This is a genomic window from Citrobacter freundii complex sp. CFNIH2, from assembly GCF_002880615.1.
GTDB lineage: Bacteria > Pseudomonadota > Gammaproteobacteria > Enterobacterales > Enterobacteriaceae > Citrobacter_A > Citrobacter_A amalonaticus_F.
On the sequence record NZ_CP025757.1, the window covers coordinates 2,536,112 to 2,558,067 of the forward strand.

The window sequence follows — 21,956 nt, forward strand, 5'->3', positions numbered from 1 at the left end:
CACCCATTTCTGGGTAAGTACTTGATAGATAATGTCTAAAGTACTGAAGTCTCTCCTCCATAGCCTTAGTGGTACAAAAACTGTGTATCACCAGTAGGCTGCACGATGTCCCTTATGCTCTCCCGTCACTAAGCAGGCTCTCAGCGAAGAGGCTGCTTAGTACGAATCAAATATATTCCAATAGATCATATAGTTGAGAAACCGCGACTGATTTACCATATCTTTTGTATGTGATTGAATTATCTGCATGTCCTAAGAATGCAGCAGCATAATGCTCCACTACACCAGCGTTTTTTAACTTAGTGGCAATGTAATGTCGCAGTGAATGAAACTCTGGAACCCCTAATTTTTTGCGATAACCGCTAAACCAGCGAGTGAAGTAGTGGCTGTATGACCCTTTATAGAAAGTTAACTGCGGGAACAGTCTGCCCTTCTGTTTCTGTACATACACCAAAAATCCTATATCTATCAATTTTTGATGAATTGGTATTGTACGTTTACTGTTCTCCGTTTTGACCACCTGTCCATCATGACGATCATCAATCCTGATGCACCACCTTCCCTCATTTTTTAAGATATCACCATGATATAGTTGACAAATTTCATTAGCTCTCATCCCCGTAAATCGACCAAGCAAAATAATCCATCTCTTCCAGTCGGGTAAGGTACTGATCCCATTCTCTAGGCATCTGATCTGAGCAGAGGTATATGCTTCTCGCTTTTGGGAAACTGGCTCGCGATCCTTTTGGAGCAACCCCTCAAAGGGATTTTGAAAATCATAGTCAGTACGGTGTTTCAGCCATCGGAAAAAACCACTGATTTTCTTAACATATTTGTTCTTTGTAGGAATCGCGACATCCAGCCCGCTAATGAATTCAGCAGCCCTGCTACGCTTAAACACCTGATCAGTGAAGCTAAAGTACTTATCAATACAGCGTTTGATAGAAGCGGCTTCCCTCTCGCAAACTTCAAGGTTTTTAAACTCAACATACTGTACAGCCTGTAATTTTAGCTCTTGGAATGACAATTCTGATTGAGGGGTTTGGCTCATACCGATTGTAGGACTGACAGTTTCAGTAATCAGCCAAGGGCGATCTGCAAAGCGTAAAGATCGCTTTGTCGCTTCAGTCTTTGAACGAGTGCCTAACGAACGACGAAACTCACGGCGTTTACCACAGGGTAAAACGTTAACTTTACGGTAATACCAGATCCCATGACGGGAGAGCATAAGGGACATCGTGCAGCCTACTGGTGATACACAGTTTTTGTACCACTAAGGCTATGGAGGAGAGACTTCAGTACTTTAGACATTATCTATCAAGTACTTACCCAGAAATGGGTGGGGGCCCTGCCAGCTACATCCCGGCACACGCGTCATCTGCCTTGGCTGCTTCCTTCCGGACCTGACCTGGTAAACAGAGTAGCGTTGCGGGAGAACCAACAGAGCCCCCATTGAGAGCGTTGTTAACCAACGCGCAGGCGCATTATCACTGCTGCCCCCTGTAATTGCAAGCTATCGGCGGTCAGATGCTGGTTTCTTGCGCAATGGAACTTCCCGCGCCCGCCATTCCAGATTATGCTGAAGGATTACCGCAGGAAGAGACCATGGACAGACAAGACACTTTCCCTCAGCGCGTCTGGCAAATTGTTGCCTCCATTCCCGAAGGCTGTGTCACCACTTATGGCGACGTCGCGATGCTCGCAGGCTCTCCGCGCGCGGCCAGACAGGTCGGCGGCGTACTCAAACGTTTACCTGAAGGCAGCACCCTGCCCTGGCATCGGGTGGTGAATCGGCACGGCGCGATTTCACTCACCGGTCCCGATCTACAGCGACAACGGCAGGCATTACTGGCGGAAGGTATTGTAGTGTCCGGGAGCGGGCTGATCGATTTACAGCGGTATCGCTGGAATTATTGACCCTCTCCGGGTGGAGAGGGTCAGACAGGCCTTAGTACTGCGTCGGGGCAGGCACCGCTGAAGACGGGTTGACCTGCGTTGGCGAGGTTGAAGGCACTGTCGTCGCTGCCCCACCGCTTGCCTGCACAGGAACTTCCGTCTGCTGTACCGGTACCAGAGTCAGATCGGCTTTCGTGCCGCCCTGGTTGATGACCGGCTGAACGGTATCGGTAATAAACACCAGTTTGTCATTCACCGTAATTGCCGCACTCAGCAGAATGCGGGCATTCGGCTGCACGTCAGCCGGGTTAAACGGCAGAACGAAGCTGAATGGCGCCTGTTTCCCTTCGGTACGAACCGCTTTCTGGGACAGAACTTTCGACGGGGCATCGGCGAGCGACGCATCCGACAGGGTCACGGTCAGCACGGCGTCAGGCGGCAATGCCACTTTCTGACGGATCCATACGGTACCCGAGACATTAGGTTGCTGAATAGCAGGCTGTGTGGCCGTTGCTGAAGTGTTTGGGTTCGGCGCTGGCGTCTGGATATCCGCGCTTTTATCCGCGCAGGCAGCCAGAGCAACCGCAACCGCTAAACCACTTACCATGTGCATGAGCTTCATTAAATTCTCCTTATCATCTCTGCACCAGCGGGTTTTCCTCCCGCCGGAAGAGTGGTTAACAAAAACGTAACGTAGCTAAGTGTGGCACATATCACTTATTTTTGCCTGGAATTGGCCAGTTTTTCAGACTATTGCACCCATCGGACCACTTCCAAAATTGCGTTATACTCTGCCTATCTCGCTTCGGCGTCGTTGTTACCTGGAGAGCATGTATGAGTCAGGCACTGAACAATTTGCTGACATTGTTGAATCTGGAAAAAATTGAGGAAGGACTCTTTCGGGGCCAAAGTGAAGACTTAGGGTTGCGCCAGGTATTTGGTGGACAGGTCGTCGGTCAGGCGCTATATGCGGCGAAAGAAACAGTACCGGAAGAACGCCTGGTCCACTCGTTTCACAGCTATTTTTTACGCCCTGGCGATAGTCAGCGACCGATTATTTATGACGTTGAAGTCCTGCGCGACGGCAACAGCTTCAGCGCCCGCCGCGTTGCCGCTATCCAGAACGGGAAGCCTATCTTTTATATGACTGCCTCATTCCAGGCGCCGGAGCCCGGTTTCGAACATCAAAAAACCATGCCGCACGCCCCCGCGCCGGAAGGATTAACATCAGAAACCGACATTGCCCGGACAGTCGCGCATCTGCTGCCGCCGATTTTAAAAGATAAATTTCTCTGCGATCGCCCGCTGGAAGTACGTCCCGTTGAGTTTCATAACCCGTTAAAAGGCCATGTGGCAGAACCCACGCGCCAGGTGTGGATCCGTGCGAACGGTGCGTTGCCCAACGACATTCGCGTCCATCAGTATCTGTTGGGCTACGCCTCCGATCTCAATTTCCTGCCCGTTGCCCTGCAACCTCACGGCATTGGTTTCCTGGAAAAAGGGATTCAGATTGCCACGATCGATCATTCCATGTGGTTCCACCGTCCGTTTGATTTGAATGAATGGCTGCTGTACAGCGTGGAAAGCACGTCGGCCTCCAGCGCGCGCGGATTTGTCCGCGGCGAGTTTTACACGCAGGATGGCAAACTGGTGGCCTCGACCGTGCAGGAAGGGGTGATGCGTAATCACAACGAATAAAAAGCCGGATGGCATGGCTGCGCATCCGGCGGTATCCCGCGTTGCCCGGTTACGTTAACCGGGCATCTTTCTGTTATGCGTTGTAGGCATTCTCGCCGTGGCTGTTCACATCCAGCCCTTCGCGCTCTTGCTCTTCCGGTACGCGCAGACCGACGGTCATATCCGCGAGCTTGTAGCCGATGAAGGCCACGACGCCAGACCAGACGATCGTGATGGCGATGCTCTCAAGCTGCACCAGCAGCTGATGCCCCATCGTCACCCCTTCCGCAAAGCCCACACCGCCCAGCGCGCTTGAGGCAAAGACCCCGGTAAGAATACAACCGACAATCCCGCAGACGCCGTGAACGCCGAACACATCACACGGGTCATCAACACGCAGCAGACGTTTGAGCATGGTCACGCCCCACAGCCCGGCCACGCCAGCCACCACGCCAATGATTAACGCGCCACCGACACCGATGTAACCACAGGCAGGCGTTACGCCAACCAGACCGGCAATCGCCCCTGAGCATGCGCCCAACAGAGACGGTTTACCGCGCAGCGCCCACTCGCCGAAGATCCAGCCGAGAATCGCGGCGGCCGTGGCAACAACGGTGTTCACAAAGGCCAGCGCGGCAATTTCGTTCGCCGTCCCTGCGGAACCGGCGTTAAAGCCAAACCAACCGATATAGAGGATCGCCGTACCGGTAAAGACCATCGGCAGGTTATGCGGTTTGAACGCCTCTTTGCCGAAGCCCACACGTTTGCCAATCAGGTAGGCCCCCACCAGGCCAGCAATGGCGGCGTTGATATGCACGACGGTACCACCGGCAAAGTCCAGCGCACCGTGCGATCCCAACAGGCCGCCGCCCCACACCATATGGGCAATCGGAATGTAGGAAAGGGTCAGCCAGACCACCACGAAGATCAGGACGGCAGAGAAACGAATGCGTTCCGCCAGCGAACCGACGATCAGACCGACGGTAATACAGGCAAACGATCCCTGGAAAGCAACGTGAATATACTGGTAGATACTGCCCATTACGGCGGTCAGTTCAATGTTTTTCAACATCACCCAGTTGAAGTTACCGAAGAAGCTGTTCCCTTCGCCGAACGCCAGTGAATAGCCAAACACCACCCACATGATGCACACCAGCGCAAAGGTGACGGTGACCTGCGTCAGCATCGACAGGACGTTCTTCCCGCGGATCAAACCGCCGTAGAACAGAGCGATACCCGGTATGGTCATAAACAGCACCAGCGCGGTACAAATCATCATAAAGGCGTTATCGGCTTTATCCGCCACTGCCGGAGCAGCCATCGCGAGACCTGGCAGCAGCGCCAGCGAAGCAAGGCCCGTTTTCATCGTTGCTATCTTCATTTTGTCGTTTCCCGTTACTGTGTGCCAGGCTTTACAGCGCCGCTTCGTCAGCTTCGCCGGTGCGAATACGAATGACGCGTTGCAGCTCCGCGACGAAAATTTTGCCGTCGCCAATTTTTCCGGTGTAGGCCGCCTTGCTGATGACATCGATCACTTCATCCAGTTGGTCGTCGGCAATGGCCACATCAATCTTCACTTTAGGCAGGAAGTTGACGCTGTACTCTGCACCCCGATATAACTCGGCATGACCCTTCTGACGTCCGAACCCTTTCACTTCGGTGACGGTCAGCCCTTGAATACCAATAGAAGAGAGCGCTTCGCGAACGTCTTCCAGTTTGAACGGTTTGATTACCACGGTAACCAGCTTCATAGATCCCCTCCAGTCAGAATTCGGCATATGGTGCGACTACACGACTGAGGTATTGCAAGGGGTATGCCAGAATTGAAAAAGCGGAGCCGATGTCTGTTCTACAGGCCGTCTGGCGGGCAATTCAGAAAGGAACACGGAGCGGGAAAAGAAAAACGCACCATGATAGTGCATGATGCGTTACATTTTTGCACCACCGCCGAAGCGACCCGGCAGCGGCGGTGCATCAGGCGGGAAGCGACTCCTCGCGAACGCTGGCCGCCAGCTCCTCGCCGGCAAGCTGGAGCTGATACATCTGCCAGTAGCGCCCTTGCGCCGCAAGCAGTTGTTGGTGAGTACCACGCTCTACCGCCTGTCCACGATGAAGCACCAGAATGGTGTCCGCCTCGACAATGGTCGACAGTCGGTGTGCAATCACTACCAGCGTGGTGTGTTCGCGCACGGCGGCCAGCGCATGCTGAATAGCCTGCTCGGTACCGGAATCGATGCTGGCGGTCGCTTCATCGAGGATCAGGATCTGCGGCGTTGCCACCAGCACTCGCGCCAGCGCCAGCAGTTGTTTCTGCCCGACAGAGAGGGTGTTTCCCTGCTCGCCAAGTTGGGTATGAATGCCTTCACTCATCCCACGCGCCAGCGCTGCCAGTTGCACCGTCTCCAGCGCCTGCCACACCTGCTCTTCGGTGATATCCCGTCCCAGCGTCACGTTCGCCAGGAATGAATCCGCCATCACCACCGGATCCTGCTGTACCATCGCCACGCCCTGACGTAACACGCTGTGACTCAGCGAATGTAATGGACGGCCGTCAAGGCGAATCTCCCCCTGACTTAGCGGGTAGTAACCCATCAACAGGCTGGCGAGAGTACTTTTACCGCTGCCGGTATGCCCCACCAGCGCGACAAAACTGCGGGACGGTACGGAAAGAGTGACATTTTGCAGCACCAGATTATCGTCGCGATAGGCGAACGACACATCCTCAACGTCAATCTGCCCGGACGCCAGCGGGCGCGGGTCCTGCCCGTAACGCTGGCGCGGCCCGTCCATCAGTTCAAACACACGCTCCCCGGCCACCACGGCCTGCTGCAACATCGACTGCTGGGTGGTCAGTTCGATCAGCGGTTCATTCAGGCGTCCCAGATAACTGATAAAGGCGTAGAGCACCCCGACTTCTATTGTCCCTGCCGACGTAAAACTGAACAGCATCAGCAGGCCACAGAGAATGAGCGCGGAAAACAGGCTCAGCAGAGGTCGCAATAAGAAGCCATCTAAACGCAGCGTCTGCATACGCGCCAGATAATGCGAGCGGCTGGCTTCGCCCATGCGTTCACCAAAGCGCGCCTGCTGGCGAAACTGCTGAATCACGCTCATGCCATTGATGATTTCGTTGAAGCCGTCGTTGATATCGGCGAGATAAGCCCGCACGCGGCGGACAATCGGCGTGCTGTAACGCTGATAGATAATCATCACCACCAGCACCGCCGGGAAGATCAGGATCGCCACCAGCGCCATGCGCCAGTCGAGACTGAACATCGCCACCAGCATCGCACCAATCAGGGCAGCGCTGCGCAGAACCGTCGCCACTACCGTGACATACAGATCGCGAATCACTTCGGTATCGTTGGTGACGCGCGAAATGAGCTGTCCGACGGGCTGTGTGTCAAATTCACTCAACGGCTGACGCAGCGCGGCATCCATCACGTCGGTACGCAATTGCTGCACCACGCCGACTGCTGCGCGGTTAAACAACAGCGACTGAGCATAGTGCAGGCTGGCGGCGAGGATCTGCAGCCCGAGATAGGCGGCAATCAGCCCGGCCACTATCCCCAGCGGCAGATTATTTTTAGCCACCATGTTGTCGATGAAGTAGCTGATCAGCAGCGGCCCACTGACTTCTGCGGCCGCCGCGACCCACAGCATAATCACCGCAACACCTAACGGTTTTCGCCACGGCGATCCATAGGCCAGCAGACGTTTGAGGGTCGGCCATAACTGCCCAAAACTACGCATTTGCCGCCTCCTCGTTATTTTCCGGCACCTCATCAAGCGCCGCTTCCAGTTGCTGATAACGGTACATATCGCGATACCAGCCCGGCTGCTGCACCAGTGCCTCGTGATCGCCGCGCTGCGCGATATGCCCATGCTGCATCACGATAATTTCGCTCGCTTCGGTCAGCGCCGAGAGACGATGCGCGCTGATGATCACCGTTCGCCCTTCTCCCCACTGACGCAGATTGTGCAGGATCTGATGCTCTGTTCGCCCATCCACCGCCGACAGGGCATCGTCCAGGATCAGGATTTCGGCATTCAGCAACAGCGCCCGCGCAATGGAGATACGCTGTTTCTGCCCGCCGGAGAGCATCACGCCGCGCTCGCCGACTTCGGTATCGTAGCCCTGCGGCAGGCGAAGAATATCCTCATGTACGCTGGCTAAACGCGCCACATGTTCAATGTCCTGTTGCGTGGCGCTGGGGCAGCCCAGCGCAATGTTATTAGCCACGGTATCCGAAAACAGGAATGGCGTCTGACTGACCACCGCCAGCCGGCTGCGCCAGCTGTCCAGTTGCAGGCGCGGCAGAGGAATGTCATGAAAGCGAATGTCCCCCAGGGCGATATCGAAATGGCGCTGAATCAGCGACAGCACGGTACTTTTACCCGCGCCGGTCGGCCCGCAGATGCCCAGCATCTGCCCAGGCTTAAGCTGAAAATTGACGTTTTCCAGCGTCGGATGCGTGGTTTGCGGATAGCTGAACGCGCGGATCGCCACCGCCAGCTCGCCCCGCCCTTCCGGCACCGGTTCGCTCCCATCATTCACCACCGGCGCTTCGGCCAGCATCGCGCGAATACGGCCATAAGCCGCGCTGCCGCGCTCCACGATGTTAAACATCCACGCCAGCGCCAGCATCGGCCAAATCATCAACCCGAGGTACATCATGAAGCTGGTCAGTTGTCCCAGCGTTAGCGAGCCTTGCACGACCATCCAACTGCCGCCGCCGATAGCCAGCAGGTTCGCCGTGCCGATGGCGATATAAATCGTCGGATCAAAGCGGGCATCAATGCGCGCCACGCGCATGTTTTTCTTCCCGGTATCTTCTGCGTCAGCCGCAAACAACGCGGACTGCCGATCCTCCAGACCAAAGGCTTTGATCATGCGAATGCTGGTCAGACTCTCCTGGGTACGGTCATTGAGACTGGAGAACGCCGCCTGCGCCAGTCTGAAACGATCATGCAGACGATCGCCGTAGCGTTTGATCATCAGCGCCATCACCGGCATCGGTAGCAGGGCAAACAACGTGAGCTGCCAGCTGATCTGTGTGGACATCACAATCAGCACCGCGCAGCCCATCACCAGCGAATCCACCAGCGTCAGAACCCCTTCCCCTGCGGCAAAGACCACGCGATCGACGTCATTGGTGGCGCGGGCCATTAAATCACCGGTACGGTGGCGCAGATAAAATTCAGGATGCTGGCGACTGAGCTGGCGGTAATAATCTTCGCGTAGCTCCACCGCCAGTTGGTAAGAAGCACCAAACAGCAGCACGCGCCAGACGTAGCGCAACAGATAAACCACAACGGCAATCAGGGCGATGGTACCAATCCACATCATGACCTGTTGCGGCGTAAAGTGTTGTGTGGATACGCCATCCACCACAATACCGACCACTTTTGGCGGAATGAGTTGCAGAATAGCGATGAGGATAAGCAAGGCAACCGCCCCGAGGTAGCGACGCCACTCCCGGCGAAAATACCAGCTTAATTGAGCAAATAATCGCACGTATTATGTCCTGACCTGATTTTCCGGCAAATCGTGCCGGGAGAGTTATTCGATTGGCAGCGCAGTGGTGTATTTAATCTGTTCCATGGCAAAGCTCGACGTGACGTCCGACAGACCGGGAACGCTGTTTACCAGACGTTTGTAGAAGTCGTCATAGCGCTTCATATCGGCCACCTGGACCCGCATCAGGTAATCGTATTCACCGGCCATGCGCCAGAAGCCCAGCACCTCCGGCATCTCACTGACCACCGTCACGAAGCGGCAATACCAGTCACTGCTGTGATGCTGGGTTTTGATGTGCACAAAGGCAGTTAACCCCAATCCCAGTTTTTCCGGGTCAAGCAGCGCGACTTTTCCCAGCAGAATGCCATCGTCTTCCAGGCGTTTGAGGCGCTTCCAGCAGGGTGTGGTGGTCAGATTAACGGCATCCGCCAGCGCCTGCAAAGAGAGGGTGCAGTCCTGCTGCATCAATGCAAGTAGCTTACGGTCAATTTTATCTAACATACCGGCACCTCAGAGAAGAATTTTCTCCTTACATTCTATTTTAAAGGTTAAATGGCAACAATTTTTTCCGTGCTTTTCGTTACTCTTGGCACAAAATGACAAATGGATATTAATGATGAACAGCACCTGGGTTAAAAATGCCATCAATGAGATTAACGCGGATTATCAGCGCTCGGCTGATACCCATCTTATCCGCCTGCCGTTACCCGCTTTTCCGGGGATCCAGCTCTATCTGAAAGATGAAAGCACCCACCCGACCGGTAGCCTGAAGCACCGACTGGCGCGTTCGCTGTTCATTTATGGGTTGTGCAACGGCTGGATTAAGGAAGGCACAACCATTATCGAATCCTCTTCCGGATCAACGGCGGTATCCGAAGCCTGGTTCGCCCGTCTGCTGGGACTGCCGTTTATCGCCGTCATGCCCGCCTGCACGGCCAAACGGAAAATCGAGCAGATTGAATTTTACGGTGGCCGCTGCCATTTCGTGGACAGCGCCTGCGAGATTTATGCTGCGTCAGAACAGCTGGCGCACGAGTTGAACGGCCATTATATGGATCAGTTCACCTATGCCGAACGCGCCACCGACTGGCGCGGTAACAACAATATCGCCGACAGCATCTTCCGCCAGATGCAGTGCGAACCGCATCCCGTACCGAAACACATTGTGATGAGCGCCGGAACCGGCGGGACCTCCGCGACCATTGGCCGCTACATCCGCTGCCAGGGTTACGATACAAAATTGATGGTGGTGGACCCGGAAAACTCGGTTTTCCTGCCTTACTGGCAAACGCGTGATGCTACGCTGCGCAGCCCTGTCGGCAGTAAAATTGAGGGGATTGGCCGTCCGCGCGTCGAACCGTCATTCATTGCCGACGTGGTCGATGAGATGTTGCGCGTCCCTGATGCTGCCAGCGTGGCGACCGCTCACTGGCTGGAAACGCAGTTGGGCCGCAAAGTGGGAGCCTCAACAGGCACCAACATGTGGGGCATGCTGCAACTCGCCGCCCGCATGCGCGAAGCCGGAGAAACCGGCTCGCTGGTGACGTTGCTGTGCGACAGCGGCGAGCGCTATCTGGACACCTACTACCATGCTGAATGGGTAAGCACCCATATTGGCGATCTCACTGCGTCGAAAGCCGAACTCGCCCGGTTGCTGAATGTGAATTAAATCAAAAAAAACCGGGCTGAACGCCCGGTGCTGGTAGGGTCTCTCATTCGGGGGAATAAGGTCGATTTGGATAGTCCAGCCAATGTGTCAAAAAGTGTGATACCGCCTGATTGCGACAATGACCAATCACCGGTAAATGAGGAAGTTCGGCAATAAGTTGCGGCATGGCATTGCCCATGATCAGGCCGTGCCCGACGCTGCCGAGCATTTCGCGATCGTTCATGGCGTCGCCAAACGCCATACATTCCGCCATCGACAGGCCAAGATGCCCGCTCAGTACCTCCAGTGCAGAACCTTTGTTACAGCCCACCGGCAGCACTTCCAGGCAATCGACCGCAGAGAAGCAAAGATGAGCTCGCGCGCCTAACACCTCTTCAAGCTGAATTTTCAGCCGCGTCAGATCGTCGTGATCGCCACAGAAGCAAACTTTGGTCACCCGATCTGCCGGGATACGCGCAACATCCACAATCTGATAGCGAAACCCGCTATAGACGTGGGCGTGCAGCATCTCGGGGATCTCTTGTCCGGTAAACCAGCCGTTATCGTTGAAGACATGCATGCTCGCCTGTGTGTCCCAGCGCTGATGCAGGACGATCTCAGCAACAGCCGGAGCCAGATCCTGACGGTGCAACACCTCACCTTCCAGCGAGTGGATACGCGTCCCGTTGCCGGTAATCAGAAAAGCATCGAGTGAAAAGGTGCCGAGAATATGGCGCATTTCCAGCACATGACGCCCGGTGGCAAACGTCAGAGTTATGTCGCGTTCGCGCAGTCGCGCCAGGGTGGAGAGCGTTTCATCCCCCAAAAGGTGATTTGGCATCAACAGGGTGCCATCCATATCAAATGCAGCCAGGCGCGCCATCTCTTTCTCCACTCTGTGACGGATTAACTTGTGATTGAGTATTACCTGATATATACGGAAGTAATAGTGAATAGATAAAAGGAATTGTTCCGGGTTTATATGCGACTTCTCAACCGGCTTAATCAGTACCAGCGACTCTGGCAGCCTTCTAATGGCGAACCGCAGAACGTGACCGTCGGAGAACTGGCCGAACGCTGCTTCTGTAGCGAGCGGCACGTCCGCACGTTGTTGCGCCAGGCGCAGGAATCAGGTTGGCTGGTCTGGGAGGCGCAGTCCGGGCGCGGTAAGCGCGGGCAACTGCGTTTTCTGGTGACCCCGGAATCATTGCGCACGGCGATGATGGAACAGGCGCTGGAAAAGGGTCAACAGCTTAGCGTACTGGAGCTGGCACAACTGGCGCCTGGTGAACTGCGGGCCATGCTGCAGCCCTTTATGGGGGGTCAATGGCAAAACGACACGCCCACGCTGCGTATTCCCTATTACCGTCAGCTTGAACCGCTGCATTCTGGTTTTCTTCCCGGTCGCGCCGAGCAACATCTGGCGGGGCAGATTTTCTCCGGCCTGACCCGTTTTGACAGCCAGACCCAGCTTCCCTGCGGGGATTTAGCCCACCACTGGGACATCTCCGCCGACGGGTTGCGCTGGGATTTTTATATTCGTTCAACCCTGTTCTGGCACAACGGCGACGCGGTAGAGACCGCGCAACTGCATCAGCGACTGCTAATGTTGCGCGAACTCCCGGCACTGAACCGGCTGTTTATCAGCGTGAAGAACATTGAGGTGACACATCCTCAGTGCCTGACGTTTATCCTGCACCGCCCGGATTTCTGGCTGGCGCATCGGCTGGCAAGCTACGGCAGCCTGCTGGCACATCCGGAACATCCCGTCATTGGGACGGGGCCTTTTCGTCTGACGCTGTTTACGCCGGAACTGGTACGTCTGGAAAGCCATGATCATTACCATCTCGTACATCCGCTGCTGAAAGCCATTGAATACTGGATCACCCCTCAGCTTTTTGAGCAGGATCTGGGTACCAGCTGTCGCCATCCGGTGCAGATAACCATTGGCAAACCCGAAGAGCTCGCTACGGTGAGTCCGGTGAGTACCGGCATCAGCCTCGGTTTTTGCTATCTCGCGCTAAAAAAAAACCCCCGCCTGACGCCACTGCAGGCTCGTCGGCTGGTCAGCCTTATTCATCGTTCTTCGCTGTTGCAAACGCTGGATGTGAGAGAAAACCTGATTACACCCTGCAACGAACTGTTGCCTGGCTGGGAAATCCCGCAGTGGGAAGGGCTGGAACCGGTTGAACTGCCGAAAAAGATGACGCTGGTTTATCACCTGCCGGTTGAACTGCATACCATGGCAGAGCACCTGCGCCACACGCTGGCAACCCTGGGCTGCGAACTGACGCTGATTTTTCATAACGCGAAAACCTGGGATGGCTGCCAACGGCTTGCCGAAGCGGATCTGATGATGGGAGACCGCCTGATTGGCGAAGCGCCCGAGTATACTCTCGAACAGTGGTTACGCTGTGATTCACTCTGGCCGCACGTGCTTGATGCGCCAGCGTTCTCCCATCTTCAGGCCACGCTGGATGCGCTGCAAATCAGACCGGAAGAGGATCATCGCTATGCCGCGCTGCGGCAAGTTTTCGCCAGCCTGATGGATGACGCCACGCTGACGCCGCTGTTTAACTATCACTACCGCATCAGCGCGCCGCCGGGTGTGAACGGGGTGCGGTTGAATCCGCGTGGCTGGTTTGAGTTCACCGAAGCCTGGCTACCGCCACCCGCGTCGTGAAGAAGCTGGTCGCCGGGCAACTCTGGCGCTACCATAGCGACTTTATACACGTCATCCTTCAAACTGCCTCTTTATTGGCTACGTCTGTTCACCCCTGTCATTTACTTAGGTAAACGCCAGGAGATTCTCAGACTTGCCGCCTTGATGCTATTTGAATGATTTTGTGTACAGCAATTTATCAGGATTAACCATGAAACGTGCCGTCGTAGTTTTCAGTGGAGGGCAGGACTCCACCACCTGTCTGGTGCAGGCGCTGCATCAGTATGATGAAGTGCATTGCGTGACCTTTGATTATGGTCAGCGCCATCGAGCGGAGATTGATGTTGCGCGTGATCTGGCCCTGAAACTGGGTGCCCGTGCGCACAAAGTACTGGACGTGACGCTGCTGAGTGAACTGGCAGTCAGCAGCCTGACTCGTGACAACATCCCGGTTCCGGATTACGAACCGGATGCCGATGGGATCCCGAATACTTTTGTGCCTGGACGCAATATTCTGTTTCTGACCCTGGCGGCGATTTATGCTTATCAGGTAAAAGCTGAAGCGGTGATTACCGGCGTCTGCGAGACCGATTTCTCCGGTTACCCTGACTGTCGTAATGATTTTGTCGAGGCGCTGAATCACGCCATCAAACTGGGAATGGCAAAAGATATCCGCTTTGAAACGCCGCTAATGTGGATTGATAAAGCCGAAACCTGGGCGCTGGCAGATTATTGGGGCAAGCTGGATCTGGTGCGTGAAGAAACGCTAACCTGCTACAACGGCATTAAGGGCGATGGTTGCGGCCACTGTGCGGCCTGTAATCTGCGTGCGAACGGCCTGAATCATTACCTGGCGGATAAACCGGTCATCATGGCGGCAATGAAGCAGAAAACCGGCTTGAAATAATTGCGGGTTTCGCCGGATGGCGGTGCCAGGCACCTTATCCGGCCTACAGTTGAATCATCCACACCTACTTCACCATCTGCTCCAGCTTTTCGCGTAACTCCCCTTCCAGCGGCAGCGCTTTTTGCGATTTCAGATCGATACAGACGAACGTAATGAGCGCATCAGCCACCACCTGTCCTTCCGGTTCCAGCGTAATCACCTGGCTTAGAATACCGCTTTTCCCGTTTAGCTGTTGCACCTGGCTGGTGACGGTCAGCAGATCGCTCAGAACCGCCGGACGGCGATAGTTAATATTGATGTTGACCACCACGAAAGCGATATTGTGGGCAGTCATCCATTGAAAGCTATCGCTGCTTTCCAGACCATCCCAGCGGGCTTCCTCCAGAAACTCAAGATAGCGGGCATTATTCACGTGCTGATAAACATCAAGATGATAACCACGAACCTTAATCTGTGTTTGCATAGCGCAGAGACCTTACGTTTTTTATAAGAATGTACTCTATGGAAGTAGAGAGGCCATAACTGGTATGACCTCTACTATCCTGGCAAATTTTTGCCACTGCGCAAGTTATTAAAGTGTTAAAATTGACAAATTACGCTCTACCAGCGAATTTCCCATCCCTGGCACTTGCTTGAGATCTTCCACCGTTTTAAACGGGCCGTACTCTTCACGATAGCTGACTATCGCCTGCGCTTTCTTCAGGCCAACACCGTTCATCGCTCGCGCCAGCTCTTCTGCCGATGCGGTATTGATGCTGACCCTGGTGCCCTCTTCGGTGCTGGCTTTCGCCGGAACCGCGGCTTTGTTTTGCCCTGCGACCGGTGCTTGTGCGCTGGTCTCCACCGCCGGGCTTTTCGCTGCCGCTGTCGATGACGCCGCCAGAGCGCTTTGAGTCATACCCGCGCAGGCGAAGGAAAGGGTGATAAGTAACGCTTTGATTCCATGTTTCATACTGTTTTCTCCTTGTTAGTGAACAGTGGAATCACGATAACGAGGCAAAAACCAACGAACAAATGGCAAATGTCAGAAATGGAAAAGGCCGCGAAAGCGGCCTTCAGGTGTTACAACGGTTGTGCAATGATTTGCGAGACGTCTCGACGATTACGGCTGTTGATCCATCGCATCGCCGATTTTGATTTTCGCCGATTTACGCAGGTTACTCATCAGCGCTTCGAAGACAATCTGCGCATTGTTCTGGGTGATCCCCTGAACCATCGCTTTCTTCTGCTCTTCCGGCATGGAACCCGCTTTCACGTCGTCCAGGGCCAGCAGAACCACATTGCCTTGCATATCGTTGGCAATGCCATAGCTCGGCTTATCTTTCGCCGGCAGGCTCAGACCAAACGCCGCCTGGCTAATAGGATCCTGGCCCGTACGGCTCAGCGTTTTAGACTCGCCAAAGCTCAGACCGGCGGCTTTCATCGCTTCTGCGCCTTTACCCGCCTTCAGCTCAACCAGCAGTTTTTCCGCATCCAGTTTAGCCTGCTGCTCTGCCTTGTTGTGCTTAACCAGCGCCGTAACCTGATCTTTCACCTCAGACAGCGGCTTCACGGCCTCTGCTTTGTGATCGCTGATACGCAGAACAAACGCGCGATCGCCATCCACAGTGATGATATCGGAGTTTCTGCCCGGCGCGCCGTTTTCACCCACCAGAGCGCCATCAAAAATGGCGTCTGATACCGGTTTGAAATTCAGCTCTTCCGGCAGGCTCTCGTGGCTGAACCAGCCCGTCTGTACCGCTTTCGCGCCAGCCGCCTGTTCGGCACCCGCCAGAGATTCCGTATCATTGTTCGCCGCATCGCTCACTTTCTGCTGTAAAGCAAAGTAAGCATCCAGCGCTTTTTCCTGTTTCACTTTCGCGGCGATGTCATCACGGACTTCGTTCAGCGGCTTCACAACCGCCGGCTGAATGTCGTCCAGACGCACCACCAGGAAGCCGACAGAGGATTTAATCACGCCAGAAAGCTGGCCCTTCTCTTTCAGCCCGGCATTTTTCAGCTCATCCGGCGTGGTGGCGTCTTCCAGCCAGCCCATATCGCCGCCGTTGCGGGCAGAGATGATGTCGGCAGATTTCTCTTTCGCCAGCGCAGCAAAGTCACCGCCTTTGTTCAGCGCGTCCAGGACCGCTTTCGCTTCATCTTCCGTTTTCGTCTGGATGATGCTGTAACGGCTACGCTGCGCCTGGGTGAACTGATCCTGATGCTGATCGTAATAAGACTGGATATCTTCATCGCTGACCGGTTTTTGCATCGAGGCAGCGTCCAGCTTGATGTAGCTGACGCGGAACTGTTCCGGGGTCATGAAGCTATTCTTGTGCTGCTCGTAGTAGCTGGCCACTTCCTGGTCCGTCACCGACTGCTTCGCTGCAAGGGCATTAACGTCAATCGTGGCTTCGCGGACGACGCGCTGCTGAGCGACAAGCGCCGCCAGCTCATCCGTCTCGCCTTTGAGCATGAAATCGGTCCCCGCGACGCCGCTGATAAGCTGCTGCGTAGTCAGCTGGTTACGCAAGGCTTGCGCATACTGGTCAGCAGTCATCCCCATCTGATTGACAATCGCGTTGTAGCGGTTGTTATCAAACTTACCATCGACCTGGAATGCCGGCGTGGAGAAAATGGCCTGCTTCACTTGCTCATCGCTGATGCCCAGTTTGAGTTCGCGGGCATACTGGTCAAGCAGCGCTTCATCAATCAGACGATTGAGCGTCTGCTGGCGCAGGGTTTTCATGTAACCTTCGTTTGCCGCGAGCTCAGAGTACTGGTCGCCCAACTGTTGCTGCATGCGATTACGTTCGCTGTTGAACGCATTCTCAAACTGCCCACGGCTGATTTCCTGGTCATTCACTTTAGCGGCGTAGTTGTTGCCTCCGCCAATCAGGTAACCACTCACGCCGGTCAGAATGAACGACACGATAATGATTCCGAAAATAATCTTGAGCACGAGACTGTTAGCAGCCGTGCGTAAGCTGTCCATCATGGTGTAACCACACTCCGCTGTAGGTGACTATACACGGCATCTTTCACGCGGCCTCGTCGTTAACTGCCCCGATGAAACGTGAATGCCTTTGTGTATATACGCGTGACGCAGCATAGCGTTTCCTGAACGCTGCGCATAAAGGCCTATTGTGACAAGAAACAGGGGCGATTGTCAGCCCACAACATGTAGAAAATCGCTGCAAAAACAAAAAAGGCACATCAATTGATGCGCCCTTGTACTGAGTCCTGTCCCCGGAAGGGGATCACGCTTAGTTTACTGCGTCTTTCAGTGCTTTACCTGCACGGAAACCAGGTACTTTGGCGGCAGCAATGGCGATCTCTTTACCTGTTTGCGGGTTGCGACCAGTACGGGCAGCACGCTCTTTAACAGCAAAAGTACCAAAACCTACCAGCGCAACGTCATCCCCTTCTTTCAGAGATTCGGTAACAGAAGCAATAATTGCGTCTAACGCACGCCCTGCCGCAGCTTTGGAGATATCAGCCCCTGCAGCAATTTTGTCGATCAGTTGAGATTTATTCACTCTTCTCTTCCTCATTATAATTTATATCGCACCAGAATCCTTCAAAGTGCGACCGCGCAGCAGTTATATCAGGCCTGCCATGCCCTTACAACACCCGATAATGATGGCAAGCCCAATCCGTCATCTAAATTAGCTATACAAAAAAAGGCTGGCAAGTACGAAATGGCCTGCCAGCCCTGTTTTTATTAGTGCTCTTTGCGCGAGGTCACTATTTTGCCGTCACAACCTGCATTCCAGAGGGTTCATTTTGCAATGCGAGAGTCAGAACCTCTTCAATGCGTTTCACCGGATGGATGTCCAAATCGGCAATAACATTGTCCGGAATCTCTTCCAGGTCGCGTTTGTTTTCATCCGGAATTAAGACCGTTTTAATACCACCACGGTGCGCAGCCAGAAGTTTTTCTTTTAACCCACCGATCGGCAGTACCTGACCACGCAGGGTGATCTCACCGGTCATCGCCACATCGGCACGCACCGGGTTACCGGTCAGGCAGGAAACCAGCGCGGTACACATCGCAATCCCGGCGCTCGGACCGTCTTTCGGCGTCGCCCCTTCCGGGACGTGAACGTGAATGTCGCGTTTTTCGTAAAAGTCCGGATTAATACCCAGTTTCTCCGCACGCGCGCGCACCACGGTCAGCGCAGCCTGGATGGACTCCTGCATCACTTCACCCAGCGAACCGGTGTAGGTCAGCTTGCCTTTGCCCGGCACGCACGCGGTTTCGATGGTCAGCAGATCGCCGCCCACTTCCGTCCACGCCAGACCGGTCACCTGGCCCACGCGGTTTTCATTGTCCGCGCGACCATAGTCAAAGCGCTGTACGCCCAGGTAGTCGTGCAGGTTATCGCCATTGATCACAATGTGTTTCAGTGACTTATCCAGCAGCAACTGCTTGACCGCTTTCCGGCACAGTTTGGAAATTTCACGTTCCAGACTACGCACGCCAGCTTCACGAGTGTAGTAACGAATAATGCCGATAATGGCGCTGTCGTCGACCGTCAGCTCGCCTTTCTTCAGCGCGTTACGCTCAATCTGCTTCGGCAGCAGGTGCTGTTTGGCAATATTCAGCTTCTCGTCTTCGGTATACCCGGACAGACGGATCACTTCCATACGGTCCAGCAGCGGCGCCGGAATGTTCATGGAGTTGGAGGTCGCGACAAACATGACGTCGCTGAGATCGTAGTCCACTTCCAGGTAGTGATCGCTGAATGCCACGTTCTGCTCAGGATCCAGCACCTCAAGCAGTGCGGATGCCGGATCGCCACGCATGTCGGAAGACATTTTATCGATCTCATCGAGCAGGAACAGCGGGTTTTTAACACCCACTTTCGCCATTTTCTGGATCAGTTTACCCGGCATAGAGCCGATGTACGTCCGACGGTGACCGCGAATTTCCGCTTCATCACGCACGCCGCCCAGCGCCATACGGATGTATTTACGCCCGGTCGCTTTGGCGATGGACTGACCCAGAGAGGTTTTACCTACCCCCGGCGGTCCCACCAGGCACAGGATCGGCCCCTTGATTTTGTTCACACGGCTTTGTACCGCGAGATATTCAAGGATGCGGTCTTTCACTCGCTCCAGACCATAGTGGTCGGTATCAAGGATTTCCTGCGCCTGACGCAGGTCTTTTTTGACCTTGCTACGCGCATTCCACGGCACCTGTACCATCCAGTCGATGTAGCCACGCACGACGGTCGCTTCCGCCGACATCGGCGACATCATTTTCAGCTTCTGCAGTTCAGCTTCGGCTTTCTCTTTCGCCTCTTTCGGCATTTTTGCCGCGTCGATCTTCCGCTTCAGCGCTTCGTTTTCGTCTGGCGCGTCGTCCATTTCGCCGAGTTCTTTCTGAATTGCCTTCATCTGCTCATTCAGATAGTACTCACGCTGAGATTTCTCCATCTGCTTTTTCACGCGGTTGCGAATGCGCTTCTCAACCTGCAGCAGATCGATTTCAGACTCCATCATCGCCATCAGATACTCCAGACGCTCGTTCACGTCGGACATCTCCAGCACGGACTGCTTATCCGCCAGCTTCAGCGGCATATGGGCAGCGATGGTGTCCGCCAGGCGCGCCGGATCGTCAATGCTATTGAGCGACGTCAGCACTTCTGGTGGGATTTTCTTGTTCAGCTTGATGTAGCCTTCGAACTGGCTGATCGCCGTGCGTACCAGCACTTCCTGTTCGCGCTCGTCAATAGCAGGCGAATCAAGGTATTCCGCTTTCGCAGAGAAGTGCTCGCCGTTATCAGACAGCGCAGAAATACGCGCACGCTGTAACCCTTCGACCAGCACTTTGACGGTGCCGTCAGGCAGTTTCAGCATCTGCAAAATAGAGGCCACGGTCCCGACGGTGAAAAGATCGTTTACACCCGGCTCATCCGTTGATGCTTCTTTCTGGGCGACCAGCATGATTTTTTTATCATGGTCCATAGCCGCTTCCAGACAACGGATAGATTTTTCCCGCCCTACAAACAAGGGTATGACCATGTGCGGATAAACCACCACATCGCGCAACGGCAATACGGGGATTTCAATGCGTTCAGAACGCTCAGGATTCATAGAGCTCTCTCTTAGTTTAGTGTCCGCCAGGTAATCAGATGGCATAGCTGTGCTTCACGCCACCTTTAACATGTATGTCAGTATATGGGGATGTTTCCCACACATTCAACGCCATGATTACGGAAAAAGTAAAGGGGAGATAAAATCCCCCCTTTTTGATTAACTGATTGTATGGATTGGCTAATTATTCACCAGATGCCTGCTGGGCTTCCGGCTTGCCGTAAATCAGCAATGGCTTGCTCTGGCCGCCGATCACTGACTCATCAATCACCACTTTTTCGACGTCTTCCATCGAAGGCAGATCGTACATGGTATCCAGCAGCGCGGCTTCTACGATGGAGCGCAGACCACGGGCACCGGTTTTACGCGCCATCGCTTTGCGGGCAATCGCATCCAGCGCTTCGTCGCGGAACTCCAGGTCAACGCCTTCGAGGTTAAACAGCGCCTGATACTGCTTGGTCAGCGCGTTTTTCGGCTCTTTCAGGATCTGGATCAGCGCTTCTTCGCTCAGTTCGCTCAGCGTCGCCACAACCGGCAGACGACCAATAAACTCAGGAATCAGACCAAACTTGATCAAATCTTCCGGTTCAACCTGCGAGAGCAGTTCGCCTTCGCTGGCCTTGTCGGATTTTGCTTTCACCGTTGCGCCAAAACCAATGCCGGAGCCGGTTTCAACGCGGTTAGCGATCACTTTATCCAGACCGGCAAACGCACCGCCACAGATGAACAGGATCTTAGAGGTATCCACCTGCAAGAATTCCTGTTGCGGATGTTTACGTCCGCCCTGCGGCGGAACGGCAGCAACCGTCCCTTCGATCAGTTTCAGCAGCGCCTGCTGTACGCCTTCACCGGAAACGTCACGAGTGATCGACGGGTTGTCAGACTTACGGGAAATCTTGTCAATTTCATCGATATAGACGATACCACGCTGCGCTTTCTGCACATCGTAGTCGCACTTCTGCAACAGTTTCTGGATGATGTTCTCAACGTCCTCACCCACGTAACCCGCTTCGGTCAGCGTGGTGGCATCCGCCATCGTGAACGGAACGTCCAGCAGACGCGCCAGCGTTTCCGCCAACAGCGTTTTACCGGAACCAGTCGGACCGATCAGCAGAATGTTACTTTTGCCCAACTCGACGCCATTGCTGGTGTCGCCGTTGCGCAGACGTTTGTAGTGGTTGTATACCGCGACCGCCAGCACTTTCTTCGCCTGTTCCTGACCAATGACGTAATCGTCAAGGTGGTTACGAATTTCGTGTGGCGTCGGCAGCGCACTGCGTTCACGATGCGGTGCAACTTCCTTAATCTCTTCGCGAATGATGTCGTTACACAGATCGACACATTCATCGCAGATATACACGGATGGACCGGCGATGAGCTTACGCACTTCATGCTGGCTTTTGCCGCAAAAAGAGCAGTACAACAATTTGCCCGAGCCATCTTTGCGTTTATCTGTCATGAGTCAAAACCTCTTCTTTGTTCTTTGTGCCGCACACGACGACGCAAAATGCCATTCTCAGGCGCAACTCGCTTTGTCGCGTTGTGCCGCCCCTGGTAAGTATAG

19 protein-coding genes and 1 other RNA gene are annotated in these 21,956 nt (G+C 54.5%); 5 read left to right on the forward strand and 15 right to left on the reverse strand.

Going from position 1 to position 21,956, the window contains the following annotated elements:
* Positions 1-166: 166 nt before the first annotated feature.
* Together WM46_RS12530 and ffs are read right to left on the reverse strand one after the other, a co-directional pair.
* Complete coding sequence (locus WM46_RS12530; protein ID WP_102602420.1) at positions 167-1,237, reverse strand: site-specific integrase; 1,071 nt, start codon at positions 1,235-1,237, stop codon at positions 167-169.
* Between the two features lie 109 nt (positions 1,238-1,346).
* Positions 1,347-1,443, reverse strand: an RNA gene (gene ffs / locus WM46_RS12535) — signal recognition particle sRNA small type.
* 162 nt (positions 1,444-1,605) lie between these two features.
* Here ffs and WM46_RS12540 point away from each other — a divergent pair.
* A complete protein-coding gene (locus tag WM46_RS12540) occupies positions 1,606-1,917 on the forward strand; it encodes an MGMT family protein (protein ID WP_061077988.1) in 312 nt (103 codons plus the stop codon).
* Positions 1,918-1,948: 31 nt separating this feature from the next.
* On the opposite strand, the gene WM46_RS12545 is transcribed toward WM46_RS12540, so the two are convergent.
* Positions 1,949-2,518, reverse strand: a complete 570-nt coding sequence (locus WM46_RS12545; RefSeq protein WP_044267638.1) for a YbaY family lipoprotein — start codon at positions 2,516-2,518, stop codon at positions 1,949-1,951.
* Between the two features lie 212 nt (positions 2,519-2,730).
* Between WM46_RS12545 and tesB the strand changes: the two genes are divergently transcribed.
* Complete coding sequence (tesB, locus tag WM46_RS12550; RefSeq protein ID WP_061076653.1) at positions 2,731-3,594, forward strand: acyl-CoA thioesterase II; 864 nt, start codon at positions 2,731-2,733, stop codon at positions 3,592-3,594.
* A 73-nt stretch (positions 3,595-3,667) separates the two neighbouring features.
* On the opposite strand, the gene amtB is transcribed toward tesB, so the two are convergent.
* The 5 genes from amtB to decR all read right to left on the reverse strand — a co-directional run bounded on the left by amtB (position 3,668) and on the right by decR (position 9,595).
* Positions 3,668-4,954: an ammonium transporter AmtB gene (amtB, locus tag WM46_RS12555; protein ID WP_061076652.1), complete on the reverse strand. Its 1,287-nt coding sequence runs from the start codon at positions 4,952-4,954 to the stop codon at positions 3,668-3,670.
* A 31-nt stretch (positions 4,955-4,985) separates the two neighbouring features.
* On the reverse strand, positions 4,986-5,324 hold the full coding sequence (gene glnK, locus WM46_RS12560) for a P-II family nitrogen regulator (RefSeq protein ID WP_002891893.1): 339 nt from the start codon (positions 5,322-5,324) through the stop codon (positions 4,986-4,988).
* 223 nt (positions 5,325-5,547) lie between these two features.
* A complete protein-coding gene (locus WM46_RS12565) occupies positions 5,548-7,326 on the reverse strand; it encodes a SmdB family multidrug efflux ABC transporter permease/ATP-binding protein (RefSeq protein WP_102602421.1) in 1,779 nt (592 codons plus the stop codon).
* Positions 7,319-9,091 carry a SmdA family multidrug ABC transporter permease/ATP-binding protein gene (locus tag WM46_RS12570; RefSeq protein WP_102602422.1) on the reverse strand — a complete coding sequence of 591 codons (1,773 nt, stop codon included), beginning with the start codon at positions 9,089-9,091 and terminating at the stop codon, positions 7,319-7,321. Before WM46_RS12570 ends, WM46_RS12565 begins: the two co-directional genes overlap by 8 nt.
* Before the next feature lie 45 nt (positions 9,092-9,136).
* Complete coding sequence (gene decR, locus WM46_RS12575; RefSeq protein WP_061076649.1) at positions 9,137-9,595, reverse strand: DNA-binding transcriptional regulator DecR; 459 nt, start codon at positions 9,593-9,595, stop codon at positions 9,137-9,139.
* Positions 9,596-9,707: 112 nt separating this feature from the next.
* Here decR and WM46_RS12580 point away from each other — a divergent pair, with 112 nt between their 5' ends.
* The gene (locus tag WM46_RS12580; RefSeq protein ID WP_102602423.1) at positions 9,708-10,763 is read left to right on the forward strand and encodes a PLP-dependent cysteine synthase family protein; all 1,056 of its coding nucleotides are present in this window, start codon (positions 9,708-9,710) and stop codon (positions 10,761-10,763) included.
* Positions 10,764-10,806: 43 nt separating this feature from the next.
* Here the strand turns inward: WM46_RS12580 and cof are convergent, their stop codons facing one another.
* Positions 10,807-11,625 (reverse strand): HMP-PP phosphatase, encoded by an 819-nt coding sequence (gene cof / locus WM46_RS12585; protein ID WP_102602424.1) that lies wholly within the window; start codon positions 11,623-11,625, stop codon positions 10,807-10,809.
* A gap of 99 nt (positions 11,626-11,724) precedes the next feature.
* Between cof and WM46_RS12590 the strand changes: the two genes are divergently transcribed.
* Positions 11,725-13,425, forward strand: coding sequence for an SgrR family transcriptional regulator (locus WM46_RS12590; protein ID WP_102602425.1), 1,701 nt, complete (start codon positions 11,725-11,727; stop codon positions 13,423-13,425).
* Positions 13,426-13,615: 190 nt separating this feature from the next.
* Entirely contained in the window at positions 13,616-14,311 is a 696-nt protein-coding gene (gene queC, locus WM46_RS12595; protein ID WP_043001575.1) for a 7-cyano-7-deazaguanine synthase QueC, read from the forward strand.
* Between the two features lie 64 nt (positions 14,312-14,375).
* Here queC and fadM read toward each other — a convergent pair whose 3' ends face one another.
* The 6 genes from fadM to clpX form a co-directional block, all read right to left on the reverse strand.
* Positions 14,376-14,774 carry a long-chain acyl-CoA thioesterase FadM gene (gene fadM / locus WM46_RS12600; protein ID WP_043001576.1) on the reverse strand — a complete coding sequence of 133 codons (399 nt, stop codon included), beginning with the start codon at positions 14,772-14,774 and terminating at the stop codon, positions 14,376-14,378.
* Between the two features lie 108 nt (positions 14,775-14,882).
* Positions 14,883-15,263, reverse strand: a complete 381-nt coding sequence (locus tag WM46_RS12605; RefSeq protein WP_061076645.1) for a helix-hairpin-helix domain-containing protein — start codon at positions 15,261-15,263, stop codon at positions 14,883-14,885.
* Between the two features lie 150 nt (positions 15,264-15,413).
* Positions 15,414-17,288, reverse strand: coding sequence for a peptidylprolyl isomerase (gene ppiD / locus WM46_RS12610; RefSeq protein ID WP_061076644.1), 1,875 nt, complete (start codon positions 17,286-17,288; stop codon positions 15,414-15,416).
* Between the two features lie 268 nt (positions 17,289-17,556).
* Positions 17,557-17,844, reverse strand: coding sequence for a nucleoid-associated protein HU-beta (gene hupB / locus WM46_RS12615; RefSeq protein ID WP_152754439.1), 288 nt, complete (start codon positions 17,842-17,844; stop codon positions 17,557-17,559).
* Between the two features lie 193 nt (positions 17,845-18,037).
* Positions 18,038-20,392: an endopeptidase La gene (gene lon, locus WM46_RS12620; RefSeq protein ID WP_042285905.1), complete on the reverse strand. Its 2,355-nt coding sequence runs from the start codon at positions 20,390-20,392 to the stop codon at positions 18,038-18,040.
* Between the two features lie 184 nt (positions 20,393-20,576).
* On the reverse strand, positions 20,577-21,851 hold the full coding sequence (gene clpX, locus WM46_RS12625) for an ATP-dependent protease ATP-binding subunit ClpX (RefSeq protein WP_042324505.1): 1,275 nt from the start codon (positions 21,849-21,851) through the stop codon (positions 20,577-20,579).
* Positions 21,852-21,956 lie beyond the last annotated feature (105 nt).

What these genes read in the sequence shown, in the direction of transcription:
- queC (WP_043001575.1), top strand. Translation starts at nt 13,616, where the DNA reads ATGAAACGTGCCGTCGTAGTTTTCAGTGGAGGGCAGGACTCCACCACC.
- hupB (WP_152754439.1), bottom strand. Translation starts at nt 17,844, where the DNA reads ATGAGGAAGAGAAGAGTGAATAAATCTCAACTGATCGACAAAATTGCT.
- glnK (WP_002891893.1), bottom strand. Translation starts at nt 5,324, where the DNA reads ATGAAGCTGGTTACCGTGGTAATCAAACCGTTCAAACTGGAAGACGTT.
- WM46_RS12590 (WP_102602425.1), top strand. Translation starts at nt 11,725, where the DNA reads ATGCGACTTCTCAACCGGCTTAATCAGTACCAGCGACTCTGGCAGCCT.
- fadM (WP_043001576.1), bottom strand. Translation starts at nt 14,774, where the DNA reads ATGCAAACACAGATTAAGGTTCGTGGTTATCATCTTGATGTTTATCAG.
- decR (WP_061076649.1), bottom strand. Translation starts at nt 9,595, where the DNA reads ATGTTAGATAAAATTGACCGTAAGCTACTTGCATTGATGCAGCAGGAC.
- WM46_RS12545 (WP_044267638.1), bottom strand. Translation starts at nt 2,518, where the DNA reads ATGAAGCTCATGCACATGGTAAGTGGTTTAGCGGTTGCGGTTGCTCTG.
- WM46_RS12565 (WP_102602421.1), bottom strand. Translation starts at nt 7,326, where the DNA reads ATGCGTAGTTTTGGGCAGTTATGGCCGACCCTCAAACGTCTGCTGGCC.
- tesB (WP_061076653.1), top strand. Translation starts at nt 2,731, where the DNA reads ATGAGTCAGGCACTGAACAATTTGCTGACATTGTTGAATCTGGAAAAA.
- WM46_RS12605 (WP_061076645.1), bottom strand. Translation starts at nt 15,263, where the DNA reads ATGAAACATGGAATCAAAGCGTTACTTATCACCCTTTCCTTCGCCTGC.
- WM46_RS12580 (WP_102602423.1), top strand. Translation starts at nt 9,708, where the DNA reads ATGATGAACAGCACCTGGGTTAAAAATGCCATCAATGAGATTAACGCG.
- ppiD (WP_061076644.1), bottom strand. Translation starts at nt 17,288, where the DNA reads ATGATGGACAGCTTACGCACGGCTGCTAACAGTCTCGTGCTCAAGATT.
- cof (WP_102602424.1), bottom strand. Translation starts at nt 11,625, where the DNA reads ATGGCGCGCCTGGCTGCATTTGATATGGATGGCACCCTGTTGATGCCA.
- WM46_RS12540 (WP_061077988.1), top strand. Translation starts at nt 1,606, where the DNA reads ATGGACAGACAAGACACTTTCCCTCAGCGCGTCTGGCAAATTGTTGCC.
- WM46_RS12530 (WP_102602420.1), bottom strand. Translation starts at nt 1,237, where the DNA reads ATGTCCCTTATGCTCTCCCGTCATGGGATCTGGTATTACCGTAAAGTT.
- lon (WP_042285905.1), bottom strand. Translation starts at nt 20,392, where the DNA reads ATGAATCCTGAGCGTTCTGAACGCATTGAAATCCCCGTATTGCCGTTG.
- clpX (WP_042324505.1), bottom strand. Translation starts at nt 21,851, where the DNA reads ATGACAGATAAACGCAAAGATGGCTCGGGCAAATTGTTGTACTGCTCT.
- amtB (WP_061076652.1), bottom strand. Translation starts at nt 4,954, where the DNA reads ATGAAGATAGCAACGATGAAAACGGGCCTTGCTTCGCTGGCGCTGCTG.